Genomic DNA, 15,550 nt, shown 5'->3' on the forward strand with positions numbered 1-15,550 from the left:
CAATTTGCGGGGTGAACCTATGAGTACGACGAGTGTTAAAAAGAGTCACATCGATCAGAGGATGCTGGATTTCATCGGCTATGTATTTATCAGTTTGATCAGTTTAGCTTGTTTAATTCCTTTTATACTTATTATTAGCGGCTCGTTAACGAGCGAATCCTCGATTACGAGTGATGGCTTTCGAATATGGCCTAAGGAATTTTCTTGGGATGCCTATGCTTTTGCACTCAAACATCCTCAGCAATTTGTTAGCTCTTACCTGTTGACGATTGCTTTAACCGTAACGGGGACGATTGTGGGACTGTTCATATCAGCGATGGCTGCGTATGTCCTTCAACGTCAGGATTTTGAGTGGCGAGGCGGATTTTCCTTCTTTTTCTACTTCACAACCCTTTTTAATGGCGGACTTGTACCTTGGTACATCTTAATGGTTAACTATTTACACATGAAGAATACCTTCTGGTCGCTTCTCTTGCCACCGCTTTTAAATGTGTTCTATATTATCATCTTACGAACGTTTTTACGAAGCATACCGGACGCAATTACGGAATCTGCGAAGATTGACGGAGCAGGGGATTTCACGATCTTTATCCGTTTAATTCTACCTCTGGCGAAGCCAGGACTGGCCACGATTGGGCTGTTCACCGCACTGAATTATTGGAACGATTGGTTTAACTCCTTGCTGTTTGTACAGAATGAGAAACTGTATACCCTGCAATATTTACTTTATAAAATGCTGGGAAATCTCGAAGGAGTTCGCAAGGTTATGGCTATTACCGGTATGCAAGTTACGGAATTGCCTGGTGAAAGCTTGAAAATGGCGCTGGCCATTCTCGTAACTGGACCGATCATCTTCTTGTATCCGTTCGTTCAGCGTTATTTCGTCCAAGGCTTAACTGTTGGAGCTGTAAAAGGATAACCCCGGGAATTCAAATTCCCGGTTATCATAAATTATCTATCTTTTATAAGGGGAGAAAAAAATGGCATACACCAAGAAATTTGCTAAACTCAGTCTAGCATCACTTTTCGTAATGGGTACAGTTCTTACAGCTTGTGGAACAAAAGAGGCAGCACCGACACCGGGTACATCTGCGGCACCTCAAGCAAGCGCTTCCGCAACGGCTAGTACAGGTATTGATACAAGTAAAGAAGTAAAGCTGAAAATGGTTTTGCTGGGTTCCAAGCCAAAGGCTTTTGATGAGGTTTATGGTGAAGTCAATAAATTGATGAAGCAAAAGATTAATGCGACGCTGGATGTTAGCTTCCTAGATTGGGGCGAGTATCAACAGAAATATCCGCTTATGTTCGCAGCTAACGAGGATTTCGATCTCGTGTTCTCGGCCACATGGTCCTACTATGCGCAGCAAGCTACGAAAAACGGCTATATGGAATTGACAGAAGATATGATTAAGAAGTTTGCACCGAAAACATGGGCGGAAGAGCCAAAAGTAGCTTGGGAGCAAGCGAAAATCAACGGTAAAATTTATATGATTCCACAAAACAATTTCGAGTACAGTTACCATATGGTCGGTATCCGAGGCGACTTGCGTCAAAAGTACAATTTGTCGGAGCTGAAAACGTATGATGACTATGTGACTTATTTGAAAACGGTTGCGGAGAAAGAGAAGGATTTCAAACCGAGTATCGGTGTGAGTGAGTTTAATGCGATTGAGTTGGTACAGCCGAATGAGTGGAACTTCGTCGTTCCTCAACTGCCCGTTGCGTATAAAGTAACGGATGGTTCGGGCAAACTGTTCAACTATGTAGATACACAGGAGTTCGCTGATTTTGCTAAGAAAATGAATGATACCCAAAAAACAGGTGCTTGGTCCCGAGATGCCATTGCCAATAAAGTCGATAAAACACAAGCATTCAAAGATGGTAAATTAGCTTCCGTAGAATGGAATTTAGGAACATTATTGCGTGCAAAATCCGAAATGCTAACCACACATCCAGATTGGAAAGTGGAGCTGTATGATCTGAGTCCAGACAAAAAACGTCTCTCCAATCCGTTTATCAATAACGGGATGTCCATCCATGCAGGTTCCAAAAACTACGAACGCGCTTTAATGGCGATTGACTTACTCCGTTATGATCCGGAAATTCATGACCTGACGAACTACGGGATTAAAGGCAAGCACTACGAGCCTGTAGGCAACGATCAGTTCAAACCACTTCCTGCATCTGCTGATTTCCCTCCGTCTGGTACAGATCCATGGGGATGGAACTCCTTGCATGAGCGTTTGGATTCCACAGTAGCTGCTGAAACGCAAAAATTCACAGAAAACTGGAAAAAGACAGTGACTGTCAACCATCCATTAGAGACTTTTACGTTTGATGATACCAAAGTGAAAAATGAAGTTGCCGCTGTTAGCAACGTAATGGAGACTTACGGCAAGCCGCTCTTCTACGGTTTAGTTGATCCGAACGATGATAAGCATGGTTTGAAAGTATTTAATGATAAGTTGAAGCAGGCAGGTATTGATAAAGTAGTCGGTGAAATGCAGAATCAAGCCAATCCGTTGATTGCGAAAAAATAAGTTGTAGAGAGGTCCGCTTCCTGTTGTCAGGGGGCGGATTTTTAAAAAATTAGTTTTGAACGTACCCGACCCCTCCAAAAATAGGAAAGATGTCGAAGTATGTTAAGGGAGTTAATAAATCACAACAGAGGAGTAATTATTATGAAAATGAACAAGACATGGATGATCACAGCAACATGCGTTGTTGTAACTAGCCTTATGACAGGATCTGCCTTTGCAAAATCCGATAATGGCAATAATGCTGATAAAGCAGATTCGTCCAAACCTGCAGTTGAACTGAATGTAAAGGTTAATGGAGGTGCAGATTCAACTGTAACTACCGACACTTATGGCAATGAAGGCAAAAACGGGTATAAAGGACTTCTTAAAGCGCTCGAGAATGTAAAGGACAAGCCAGCCGGAGCTGTTATTGCTGATCTACTTTTGACTAACTACGGTGCTCACATTAGTGACGAATTAAAGGCTGAGCTTGATGCGATTAAAGATCGAGATGCTGCTCTTTCTGCTGTTGCCGATGTATTGGACGAGCAGGGTAGTGTAACCGATGCGGTTTATGTTCAAAAGGAAGCTGTAAAAGCGAACTTAAAGAACTTGAATTCCTACAAGAAACTGGGCAAGCTTTATGAAAAACTAGGGAAAAAAGGCGTCCTCTTGTATGTGAATGGTGAGGAGCCTACTTTGGAAGTTAATCCTTTCATTAAAGATGGCAGCACATTGGTACCGTTCCGTGCGATTTCCGAATCGCTAAAAGCTGAAGTAACATGGAACGCCGAGGAACGTTCTGTAACGGTTACTCGTGGCGGAATTACAGTGAAGCTCTTTATCGATAGCACGAAAGCTACTGTAGATGGTAAAGAAGTAACTTTGGAAGTTCCTGCGGCCATCGTTGAAGGCAACACGGTTGTACCGGTTCGTTTCATTAGCGAAGCTCTAAAGGCTACAGTTAAATGGGAAGAAGAAACGAAGTCTGTCGTGATTTACGAAGATTAAGTCGGACCAAACGCATGCTGAACCAAGCTAATCATTGATTGCGAAATTTGAATAGGGATCCGCTTCCTGTTATCAGGAGGCGGATCTTTTTTTCACATTAAAAGTATAAGTTTCGAGGTAGAGCATGAGGATACTCCCTTTCTAATTATTTTTATGAATTTGGTAGTATGGAGAGAAGGAATACTAGCGCACAAAAATTGTGCGCAAGGTCGTCGGATTCGTCGCGACCGGACGCTAGCGCACAAAAATTGTGCGCAAGGTCGTCAGATCTGTCGCGTCCGGACGCTAGCGCACAAAAATTGTGCGCAAGGTCGTCAGATCTGTCGCGACCGGACGCTAGCGCACAAAAATTGTGCGCAAGGTTGTCAGATCCGTCGCGACCAGACGCTAGCGCACAAAAATTGTGCGCAAGGTAGTCAGATCCGTCGCGACCGGACGCTAGCGCACAAAAATTGTGCGCAAGGTCGTCGGATCGGTCGCCACCGGGCACTAGCGCACAAAAATTGTGCGCAAGGTCGTCGGATCGGTCGCCACCGGACGCTAGCGCACAAGGTAGTGCTTCTTTCAAAAAATCCTATTGTAATTTTGCTTAACTTTAAGTAAATTATCCATTTATCAGGTCGTGAAGTATACACCGCATGCTCCGAAAATTCATTTCCGGAGCATGCGGCTTTTTTTAGTTAGAGTGTGGTGTAGGAGAAGAAGCTTACCTCTTATTTATTGGACCGCCGTGGAAAGGGATGTAATCATCGCTAAAGTGTGGGGAACGTGTGGAAGTGACTTGATAGTGAGAAAACACGCTTAGAATGGGAGGATCCGTCCGGAACCTCCGTAACTGCTCAGGTAAAGTAGGCATTTTGCGTCCTGAGAAGGCAGAAAATAGTCTCGGAGGTCCGGATGGAGCTAAAGTAGCGTGAAACGTCTGAAAAGGACTTCTCAGCTTCTGAGAGATGGTGGATTAGCGGGTTTTGCGTCCTGAGAAGGCAGAAAATGGCGTCTCGGAGGACCGAATGGAGCTAAAGGAGCGCGAAACGTCTGAAAAGGACGTCTCAGTTGCTAAGAGAAGGCGATTTAGCGGGTTTTGGGTCCTGAGAAGTCATATAGGGGCGTCTCGGAAGGGGAGGCGAAGCTTAACCCTATTAAACTTGTAAAAGCCAAGTTTTTTAGCCAGAAAGTATAAGTTTTATACTTTTGCTTCTCATCTACCTTGACAAACGCGCTCGTCCCTGAAGGACGACGGAGTCGTTTATCCTTGATTGGATAGTTGTAGTGAATTTTTATGCTGAGTGATTTTGCTTCTGGTTATTGGTTACTGGTTTGGGCGAGTTGAGGGGTTAGTGGTCTAGTTTGAAAGTCCTTTCTTTGGCTTAGAGGAGCGATTGTTGTACGCAGTACAACAATTTCATGGGTTTCTTCTCACCAAATCTGCCAAAGTTGTATGCTGTACAACAATTTAGCCTTATTTCCTCCAATGGAGCTAATTTTGAGAGAAATAATTGTATTTACTGCAACATTCGAGAGGATAACGTGGCGAAACGAGCTTATTGTTGCACAAAATACAACATAGCTTGGAGCAAATTGGGAGGGCGTCCAAAAGGATCGCCTAGGCCATTTATATAGGTCGATAGAATGAACAGGTAATCGATATTTTAGCGGGTTATTTTGAATAACAGATGTTGGTAACATTTAGGTGATAAATAGAAAGTGCTCACATTTCTTTGTTGACCAAGTTGTAAATGTTGCTGATTTGGCTTTGGTTGTTTATTACTTACAAGCGACAGCGGGAACAGCGAATTGGGAAGCGGCAGTTAAAGCCGACATAAATAACGATGGACACGTTGATATAGCCGATCTCCAGCGATTGGTTGAACAAATGGTTCGAGCGTAAATCGAAAAAAATGACGGGTAATCGATAATTTATCGGGTATTTTTGTGCTGATGAACCTGTTACACTTGGATGCAATGAACCTGAAATGAGACCATACATTTATCCTAGAGGTGATCATCTTGTCACAGAAATATCCGCCAATAAGCCCGAAATTACCCGTCTTCATGCACGGGGCCGATTATAATCCTGATCAGTGGCAGCATGATCCGCATGTGCTGGAAGAAGATATTCGCATGATGAAGCTGGCCAAATGTAATGTGATGGCTGTCGGCATCTTTGCTTGGTCAGCGCTTGAGCCGGAGGAAGGTGTGTTCACCTTCGATTGGCTCGACCGTGTATTGGACACGTTCGCGGCCGACGGCATTTATGCGTGGTTGGCTACCCCAAGTGGCGCCAGACCGGCATGGATGGCGGAGCAATACCCGGAGGTGCTGCGGGTAGGCCCTAACCGGGTGCGCAATTTATTCGGCGCGCGTCATAATCATTGCTATACGTCACCGGTTTATCGGGAGAAGGTTACGATCATGAACAAACGGTTGGCTGAGCGCTATGCGCAGCATCCTGCCGTAGTGGGGTGGCATATCTCCAATGAATATGGAGGGGAATGCCACTGTGACTATTGTCAGGAAGCTTTCCGCGGATGGCTAAAGCGCAAATACGTAACGCTGGATGCGCTGAACATGGCATGGTGGACTTCATTTTGGAGCCATACGTATACGAGTTGGTCCCAGATTGAGTCTCCTGCACCGCACGGCGAGAATCTGGTCCATGCGATGAACTTGGATTGGAAACGGTTCGTGACGGATCAAACGGTTGATTTCTGCCGTCATGAAATTGCTCCGCTGAAGGCGGAAAATACCGAGCTGCCCGTAACGACGAATCTCATGGACGCTTACGAGGGTCTTAATTATTGGAAGTTCGCCGATGTTCTGGATGTCATCTCTTGGGATGCTTATCCAACTTGGCATGATGCGGCAGATCAGAGCAATCTAGCCGCATGGTTCTCGCTTAACCATGATATGTTTCGCTCGCTTGGGGGCGGTAAGCCTTTCCTGTTAATGGAAAGTACACCGAGCCTAACGAATTGGCAGCCTGTCTCGAAGCTGAAGAAGCCGGGCATGCATCTACTGTCTTCTTTGCAAGCAGTGGCACATGGATCTGACTCTGTTCAGTATTTCCAGTGGCGCAAAAGCCGAGGAGCCAGCGAGAAGCTGCATGGAGCGGTGATTGATCACGTTGGTCATGAGCATACGCGTGTATTTCAAGATGTAGCTGAGCTTGGCGTTGCTCTGGAGAAGCTGACAGATCTCATCGGGACACGAGTGCCCGCACAAACAGCCCTTATTTTCGACTGGGAAAATCGCTGGGCCGTTAAGGATTCGCAAGGACCTCGCAATATGGGAATCAAATACGAGCAAACGGTATTAAGCCATTATCGTGCCTTTTGGGAACAAGGTATTCCTGTCGATGTTATCGATATGGACTGTGATTTCAGCAAATATAAGCTTGTTGTCGCTCCAATGTTATATTTGGTACGTCCGGGCTTCGGAGAGCGAATCGAACAGTTTGTTGCGAATGGGGGAACCTTCGTCACTACCTACTGGTCTGGTATCGTGGATGAGAATGACCTGTGCTTCCAAGGCGGCTTCCCGGGACCACTTCGCAAAACATTGGGCATCTGGTCGGAGGAGATCGACGGACTGCATGATCATGAAGTGAATCGTATCCTCTTCAAGGAGGGCAACGCGCTACAATTCACAGGTGAATACGTGGTTCGTGAGCTGTGCGAGCTGATTCATACAGAAGGTGCAGAGACTCTTGCCGTCTATGGTGATGACTTCTATGCAGGTCGACCTGCGTTGACAGTCAATGCATTTGGTAAAGGCAAAGCCTACTATATTGCATCTCGTACGGATCAAACTTTCCAGAGCATTTTCTATAAGCAGATCCTTAAAGAAGCGGGTATCGATAGTGCCCTACAAACAGACCTGCCTGCAGAGGTAACAGCTCAAATTCGTACGGACGGTGTGAATGAGTTCATCTTCCTCATGAATTTTAGCCGTAAAACACACGCCATTACACTAGATGAACAGGCATATACAGACATGCTAGCCTCGGATTCAGCGTCTTCTGTGAAGATCGGTTCTAACTTACAGCTCCAGCCTTACGGAGTTCGGATACTGAAGAGAAGCAAACGCTAAAATTCGTTGGAGAGTGCCTAATTTCATCAACATAAGAGGATGTCTGGTTACTAATTCCAGCATCCTTTTTTGTTACACTTAAAGGGAATTGGAACCTTCATCACGAAGACTCTCTCCAGCATGAACCTTATTCAGCGAAGAAAAGTGGTGACGTTGCATGAAATCAAGCCTAAGCAAGTGGTTTAATGAAATACGCAATCTGCGTATTAAAGCGAAGCTATTTTTGCTAATTACAATATCTATGGCTGTCAGTTCTTGCATCTCATTGGTGGGGCTCCAAATTACCTATTCGATCTATGATCAGCAAATTTATGAGAAATCATCTCAAGTTCTGAATCTATCATCTACTTTGATTGAGAACGAGTTAAACAAAGTGGAACGATTGACCTTTAGCATCATGTCGGATGAACAAATCCAGCAAAATTTGATCGTGATGAACGCGGATGAATCTGATTACAATCGTATCCAATCCCGTGCTAAGCTTGTGGATCGGCTCGTTCAATACATTAATTCTGAGACGTATATCATTGCGGCAGATATAACCGATGTGAAGGGAAGCAGCTATTCCAGCGGAAATTTGACAACGCTCTCATCAGAGCGGAGAGACCTTATCCAAACGACGGCTGACCGAGGCAATGGCACCCTGGGGTGGGTGAACCCGGACGCGCAGGATTACAGTTTAATTGCTGCCAGACAAATTCGTTCCTTCGACAAATTGGAGTTAAACAAGCTGGGCACCTTGGTACTGCATGTGAACTTAGACAAAATTGTTAACCAATATGCAAGAGAAGCCGTAACGAGGGACGGCGAGCTCGTCATTGTATCGGACGGGAATTTGGTTTACCCACGCGCAGCTAGCTTGAAATCCTTGCTTAGTGAGGGCAATCCAGCGGAGCCGGCATCCAAGGGCTTTCGCATTATGGAACAGGACGGAGAGAAATATTTCGTATCCCATATTCACTCTGGTTATTTGGGCTGGACGTATTACAACACCCTGCCCTTCCAAACCATCTTTTATCATATTATTTTGATGAAAAACTGGATGATTGCCGCATTCCTGCTTAGCTTTTTCCTCCTTGTTGGGTTTGGGATGACGGTTGCAAGAAGCGTAACAAGACCGATAGAAGGCTTAATTACCAACATGCGCGGCCTGCAAATTAGTGATCTAGAGAATTCCGAACTGCCAACGCTCGCACCATTATCACAGCAGATGGATGAGGTAGGCTTGCTGCAGCGTACGTATCGCATGATGCTGGTGCGTATTCAAGAGCTGATCAAAGAGAACTACACGAAACAGTTGATCATCAAAGAAACCGAATTTCGTTCCTTGCAGGCGCAGATCAATCCGCACTTTCTTTACAATACGCTGGAATCAATCAACTGGATATCCAAAATGAATGGGCAGAAGCAAGTGTCCCAAATGGTTGAATCCCTCGGTTATTTGCTCCGTTCGTCGATTAGCCTGAAGCAGGATATCATCTCCTTGGAAGAAGAGATTCAGCTTGTGCAGCATTATATTACGATTCAAAGGGTCAGATTTGAAGAACGGCTCGATTTTCGACTCGATGTCCCGGAACCATTAAGAACGAACCGTATACCGAAGCTGACGCTGCAGCCGCTTTTGGAAAATGCGATTAAATATGCAGTAGAAGTCATGCTAGATCCATGTGTCATCCAAATTATCGGCCGAGAAGAAGGAGAATCCCTTTTGCTCATCGTGGAAGATAATGGTCCTGGTATTGATGAAGCTTATTTAGAGCAGATCCTGACAGGAGAACGGAAATCTAGAGGTACTGGTATCGGTTTGAAAAATATTGATGAACGAATCAAGCTTTCTTTTGGCGATGAATTCGGTGTTCGAGTGGATAATCGCGCGGGCGGCGGTGCTCGTATTACAGTCCGTATTCCTATTACGAAAAGAGGGTAACTGCTTATGTATAAAGTGCTGTTAGTTGATGACGAACGGATGATTCTGGAGGGTATTTCTTCCATTGTGGACTGGCAATCGGTGAATACACAGTTAGTTGGAACAGCGCGAAATGGGGTTGAAGCCTACGCCTTCGTATGTGAACATACCCCCGACATTATTATTAGTGATATTCGCATGCCTGGCATGGATGGACTCGGGCTTGTGGCCCGAGTAAAAGAAACTCATTCTCACATCCGGTTCATTATGCTATCTGGTTTCGATGAATTCGAATATGCCCAAATCGCCATGCAGTATGGGGTGAAGCATTATTTATTAAAGCCATGCAACGAGAACAGCATTCTGAAGGCGTTAAGCGAAATTGCTGCGGAATATAAGCAGGAAGAGAGCAAAGAAGGCTTTATTCAGTCGATGAAAGCGAATTTGCGAAAGGTACTGCCCCATGTGAAGGAACAGTTTCTGAAGGAGTTTGTGACGAATAAGTCGTATGGAAGCCGGGATTGGGATTACTATCAGGATTTATTTGGGCTGCAGGTTAGCGGGAAGAAAGTGCGCTTATTGCTTTTCCGTCTGGAAGACAAGTTCGAATATGAGCATCTTTTTGCCGTGAAAAATATTGCTGAGGACATTCTCGATGAACCTCTGCTGAGCTCAACCATTGCCGAACAAATTTTGATAATGATTGAGGATCAGGAAGACATGGAGCGATTACAGGAGCAAATTAAAGAGATACGGCGAATTTTTATGCTCTATTACAAAATTGACACGACAGTCGCCTTAAGTGAATCGGGAAATATCGTAGAGGCGAGACGTCTTTATCTGCAAGCGCTCGATTGTTTGGGCCATCGCTTTTATCTCGGTGAAGGCGGACTCATTACGCTGCGTGATATTCTGGATTCCACCCTGCTAAGCAAAGCCGATTTCGTCTATGACGAAGATGGGATGCTGTTCCCGATACGGGCAGGCAATTGGGAAGAAGCAGATGTGAGCATTGATGCGTTTCACGATCAATTAGCCAATTCCCGACTAGATATTCAGACGACGAAGTCGTATGTCATTCAAATATTTATTTCCATGACGCGACTATGTGCGCAAGAGCAAATGAATCAATATATGGGGCTAATCGGTCAAATATCTCAACTGGAAACCCTGCAAGCGAGCATCCATATGCTGAAACAAATTGCATCCGAAATCACGCAGATTAACTTTGAAAATAATAAAAATAAACATTCGCAAGTTGTCCAGAAAGTTATTGATATTGTTAATTCGGAGCTAGCCAACGCTGAGCTTTCTCTTAACTGGGTAGCCCATCGTATGCTGTATATGAACCCGGATTATCTGGGGAAATTGTTCAAGAAAGAGACGGGAGAACGTTTCTCTAACTATGTGGTCACCGTAAGGATTAAGAAAGCGATGGAGATTATTAGACAACATGATGATGTTAAAATGTTCGAACTAGCGGAACAGCTAGGTTTTGGCGACAATCCGCAATACTTCTCCCAAGTGTTTAAAAAGATCGCAGGCTGTGCCCCTTCCGAGTATAGGAAGTTGACGTTATAGATCTTGTTTTCACTGATTTTTGAACATTTATCGCGGTAAATTAGATTCAACTTTCGCTCTTCCAAGCTGATAATAAGAAGTGTGGAGCGCAGGTGACTCATAGGGGGAAGCTAACTATGAAACGCATACCAATACCAGTCGTGCTCCTAGTCATGTTGTTGTTAACCGTAATCGGATGCAGCTCGAGTCAACAATCAGCGAATGGGGGAACAGGTACACCAAGAACGTTAGAAACTGGCAAAAGTGATGTTAAGCTTCGAATCGCGTGGTGGGGTGGTCAAGCCCGACATGACTACACCTTGAAGTTGATAGAGTTGTACCAACAGCAGAATCCAGGCGTTAAGATTGATACAGAATATGCTGGTTTCGATGATTATTGGAAAAAGCTGGCGCCGCAAGCCGCAGCCAACCAACTGCCGGATATTATCCAGATGGATATCTCGTACTTAAATCAATATAGCTCGAAGAATCAGCTGGAAGATTTAACAGAGCTTACGAATAACGGAACGCTAGATGTTCGTTCAGCCTCAGCGGAAATGATAGACTCTGGACGAATTGGCAGCAAGCTTTACGGCATTCCTCTTGGGGTGAATGCGATGGGAGCAACCTTCGATGCAGATCAGCTGAAGCAGGCTGGTATCGCTTCGATTCCTGTGAACTGGACTTGGTCTGATTTGGAGCAAATCGCCAAGCGAATGAAAGGACAAGGCAAAGTGCTCGATCATATGCGATTCGACCAGTTCTTTCCCTACTACTTGCGTACGCGAAATCAGCACTATTTTAGCTCGGATGGTACGAGTCTTGGTTATAGCGATCCTCAATATTTTATAGATTACTTCACGATGTATCTCAAATGGTATGATGCCGGCTATATGCGGAACTGGGATAAAGAGTCGTTAACCAAATTGACACCGGAGGAGAATCCGGTTGCCCTTGGCGATGGGTTCATGACGATGGCGTGGTCGAATCAATTCGTTACTCTGCAGGAGGCCGCTAAGAAGTCATTGAGCATGATAGGGCTGCCTGGGCCGAATGCGAAGCAAGGGCTTTACTTGAAGCCGACGATGCTGTTCTCCATTTCGAAAAGCTCGAAGCAGAAAACGGAAGCAGCCAAATTTATTTCTTGGTTTATTAATGATTTGGAAGCGAATAAGCTCATAAATGGAGACCGCGGGATTCCGATTTCGGCTGCCGTTAAGGAAGGTTTGAAACCCACGCTGACGGAGGCAGATCAGAAAGTCTATGATTACGTTGCTTGGGCGCAGCAGAATAGCAGTGTTATGGATCCGCCGGATCCCCCAGGGGCTGCTGAGGTGAGCAAGCTGCTTCGGGATATGCAAGAGCAAATCTTGTATAGGAAGCTCTCAGTGGAAGAAGCCGCAGCCAAATTCATGAACGATGCCAACGCAATTCTCGCCAGAAATAAATGGGTGGCTTCATACAAGCCGCCTTCCCCAAATAAACAGAAATTGACGAATGTAAGGGAGTGGAACTATGAAACTACGTGAAAATGATCACATAGTCGGTTATGTGTTTGTATCACCTTTCATCCTGGGTTTTCTGATCTTCACGCTGTTTCCGATGTTTTCATCATTGTACTTCTCATTTACCGAGTACGATTTGCTATCGGCTCCACGATGGGTGGGACTTTCCAATTACGAGAAAATGTTCACGGATGACGACAAAATCATGGACTCAATCCGAGTGACACTGACTTATGTACTTACGTCCGTACCCATGCGACTCATTATTGCCTTGTTCGTCGCCATGCTTTTGAATCGCGCGGTAAAAGGAATTGGTTTATACCGAGCCACGTATTACTTACCGTCGTTAATTGGCGGCAGTGTAGCGGTATCCATAATGTGGCGCCAAATATTCGGGGATAAAGGGCTAATTAACGCTTTTCTAGGAAACATTGGCATCCACACCAGCACATCTTGGATTGGTTACCCGGCAACGGCGCTTGGCACGTTAGTACTGCTTTCGGTTTGGCAGTTTGGTTCCTCCATGTTGATTTTTCTTGCCGGTCTTAAGAATATACCGGGAACTTATTATGAGGCCGCAAGTGTAGATGGCGCTGGACCGATTCGCAAATTTTTACACATCACTCTGCCATTGTTAAGTCCGATTATCCTTTTTAATTTAATCCTGCAAACGATTTCAGGCTTCTTAACTTTTACCCCGGCCTACATCATTTCCAATGGTGAGGGCGGGCCGCTGAACAATACCTTGCTGTATTCACTCTATTTATTCCATCGAGCATTTGTTTTCTTCGAAATGGGCTACGCATCAGCCATGGCTTGGTTCATGCTGATCCTAATCGGACTCATTACCTTAGTGATTTTCAAAACATCGAAATATTGGGTTCATTACGAAAGCTAGGAGGGGTAGACCATGGTTTTACGAGTGAAAAATGTGAAAACGCTGCTATATCATCTCATCGTTTGTATCATCGCGATTATAGCAATTTATCCGATCCTATGGCTGGTCGCCAGCTCACTGAAGCCGAATGATGAAATCTATACAACGGCTACCAGTCTGATCCCTAGTCGGCTCGAATGGAACAATTATGTGACGGGTTGGAAAGGGTTTGCAGGCAATACATTTGCTACATTCATGAAAAATTCGTTTATTATCGTTATTCTTTCGACGATAGGTGCGGTGGTTTCCTCCGCTTTAGTAGGATATGGATTTGCCCGGATTCGTTTCGCTGGAAGCAAATTGTGGTTTTCGGCGGTTATGCTTACTTTACTGCTTCCCCAAGACGTAACGATTATTTCTCAATATATTTTATTTGCCAAAATAGGCTGGTTATCCAGTTTTAAACCGATTATCGTCCCGCAGTTCTTTGGTATCCCGTTCTTCATCTTCTTGATCATGCAGTTTATTCGTACGATTCCTCCGGAATTGGATGAAGCCGCGAAGATGGATGGCTGCAGCAAATACAGCATCTTTTACAAAATCATCGTACCATTAATTGTTCCGGCGCTCGTGACATCGGCGATATTCTCCTTCTATTGGAGATGGGATGATTTCTACACGCCGCTGCTTTATTTGAACAATCCGAGTCAATATCCGGTTTCCTTAGCTCTGAAGCTTTTCTTGGATAGTGAGTCGTTGAATAACTGGGGCGGGATGTTTGCTATGTCGACGTTATCACTTGTCCCGATTTTCGTAGTTTTCATCATATTCCAGAAATACATTGTTGACGGGATTTCGACGAGCGGTTTGAAAGGATAAGAAGAGATGATTACAAACATAGATAATAGCCAGCTACAGGGAGGAAATGAAGAGATGCCAGCCTTACAATTCGATTCAGATGAAATTCGCAAGGTGATAGACCGTGTTGTTCATAGAACATTCCGAATGGACTTTAATTGGGATTGGCCGGGCGGCGTAGCCTTCTATGGTGTAACAGAAGCCTATGAAGCGACGGGCAAGGAGGAATATCTGCAGCTGCTGAAAGATTGGATCGATGAGAAGCTGGAGGATGGCTTGCCAAAGCTGTCCGTTAACGGCATCTCGATTGGACATTCCTTGCTGACACTGTACAAAGAAACCGGTGAAGAGCGGTATATCGATATTGCTTCGCAAATGGCTGAATTCCTTCAGCATGAGGCGGAGCGTTTCGGAGAAGGCATTTTCCAGCACACGGTGAACTCGGAAACCTATAACTTTCCGCAGCAGGCATGGGTGGATACCATGTTCATGGCAGGATACTTCCTCCTGCGGATCGGTTCTATGTTAAAGCGTGACGACTATTTCGAAGATGGGTTGAAGCAGTATCACGGGCACGAGAATTATTTGCAGGATATGGCGGCTAATCTCTACTACCATGGTTGGGATCATCTAGCACAAAATCATATGTCAGGCATATTCTGGGCACGTGGCAATGCATGGGCAGCGATAACGATGGCTCGTGCACTGAGACTGGTTCATGTGACGCATCCATCATTTATGATTCTCGAGGGCTCGCTGCGTGATCAATTGAGCGCTCTTGTCCGCTTGCAAGATGAGAGTGGACTCTGGCATACCGTCTTGACGGACAAGGATGCTTATTTGGAAACAAGCGGTTCTGCTGGGATCGCGGCGGCGCTTATCAGTTCAGGTCCTCTTTACAACAAATATACGAATAAATCCATCCAAGGCATACTTTCACGCATCACGGAAGATGGGACTGTCACACATGTTTCAGCCGGGACAGCAGTAATGAGAGATATTGACGGCTACAAAGGGGTTCCTTACAAAAGGATTCAAGGCTGGGGACAAGGGCTAGGGCTTACTTTCTTAGCATCCTTGCTTAATCGCAAAGACTGGTAGGAGGTCACGTTTATAACACCTCAGGTTCGATTTCAGTCCAGAACAGAATTCAAGCTGTACAAAAACCATTCCACAAACGGAGGAAAATATTATATGATTGAATGAGAATAGCTTCTAAATCATA

General features: G+C 45.0%; 11 protein-coding genes. All 11 read left to right on the forward strand.

Annotated features, from left to right (window positions below; translation table 11 throughout):
* The first annotated feature begins 19 nt into the window (after positions 1 to 19).
* The 11 genes from ASG93_RS30910 (at position 20) to ASG93_RS30960 (ending at position 15,426) form a co-directional block, all read left to right on the forward strand.
* Positions 20 to 919 carry a carbohydrate ABC transporter permease gene (locus ASG93_RS30910; RefSeq protein ID WP_056838528.1) on the forward strand — a complete coding sequence of 300 codons (900 nt, stop codon included), beginning with the start codon at positions 20 to 22 and terminating at the stop codon, positions 917 to 919.
* A gap of 61 nt (positions 920 to 980) precedes the next feature.
* Positions 981 to 2,540 (forward strand): ABC transporter substrate-binding protein, encoded by a 1,560-nt coding sequence (locus ASG93_RS30915; protein ID WP_056838530.1) that lies wholly within the window; start codon positions 981 to 983, stop codon positions 2,538 to 2,540.
* 141 nt (positions 2,541 to 2,681) lie between these two features.
* Positions 2,682 to 3,530 (forward strand): copper amine oxidase N-terminal domain-containing protein, encoded by an 849-nt coding sequence (locus ASG93_RS30920; RefSeq protein ID WP_056838532.1) that lies wholly within the window; start codon positions 2,682 to 2,684, stop codon positions 3,528 to 3,530.
* Between the two features lie 1,690 nt (positions 3,531 to 5,220).
* Positions 5,221 to 5,418 (forward strand): dockerin type I domain-containing protein, encoded by a 198-nt coding sequence (locus ASG93_RS30925; RefSeq protein ID WP_056838534.1) that lies wholly within the window; start codon positions 5,221 to 5,223, stop codon positions 5,416 to 5,418.
* Positions 5,419 to 5,582: 164 nt separating this feature from the next.
* Positions 5,583 to 7,619 carry a beta-galactosidase gene (locus ASG93_RS30930; RefSeq protein ID WP_082615206.1) on the forward strand — a complete coding sequence of 679 codons (2,037 nt, stop codon included), beginning with the start codon at positions 5,583 to 5,585 and terminating at the stop codon, positions 7,617 to 7,619.
* 157 nt (positions 7,620 to 7,776) lie between these two features.
* Positions 7,777 to 9,546 (forward strand): sensor histidine kinase, encoded by a 1,770-nt coding sequence (locus ASG93_RS30935; protein WP_056838538.1) that lies wholly within the window; start codon positions 7,777 to 7,779, stop codon positions 9,544 to 9,546.
* Between the two features lie 6 nt (positions 9,547 to 9,552).
* Positions 9,553 to 11,106 (forward strand): response regulator transcription factor, encoded by a 1,554-nt coding sequence (locus tag ASG93_RS30940; RefSeq protein ID WP_056838540.1) that lies wholly within the window; start codon positions 9,553 to 9,555, stop codon positions 11,104 to 11,106.
* A gap of 116 nt (positions 11,107 to 11,222) precedes the next feature.
* Entirely contained in the window at positions 11,223 to 12,614 is a 1,392-nt protein-coding gene (locus tag ASG93_RS30945; RefSeq protein ID WP_063892000.1) for an ABC transporter substrate-binding protein, read from the forward strand.
* Positions 12,601 to 13,488: a carbohydrate ABC transporter permease gene (locus ASG93_RS30950; RefSeq protein WP_056838541.1), complete on the forward strand. Its 888-nt coding sequence runs from the start codon at positions 12,601 to 12,603 to the stop codon at positions 13,486 to 13,488. The genes ASG93_RS30945 and ASG93_RS30950 overlap by 14 nt, the downstream gene beginning before the upstream one ends.
* A gap of 12 nt (positions 13,489 to 13,500) precedes the next feature.
* A complete protein-coding gene (locus ASG93_RS30955) occupies positions 13,501 to 14,346 on the forward strand; it encodes a carbohydrate ABC transporter permease (protein WP_056838544.1) in 846 nt (281 codons plus the stop codon).
* A 54-nt stretch (positions 14,347 to 14,400) separates the two neighbouring features.
* Complete coding sequence (locus ASG93_RS30960; protein WP_056838546.1) at positions 14,401 to 15,426, forward strand: glycoside hydrolase family 88 protein; 1,026 nt, start codon at positions 14,401 to 14,403, stop codon at positions 15,424 to 15,426.
* Positions 15,427 to 15,550: the final 124 nt, after the last annotated feature.

The organism is Paenibacillus sp. Soil787, from assembly GCF_001429545.1.
In the GTDB taxonomy this organism is placed as follows: Bacteria; Bacillota; Bacilli; order Paenibacillales; family NBRC-103111; genus Paenibacillus_E.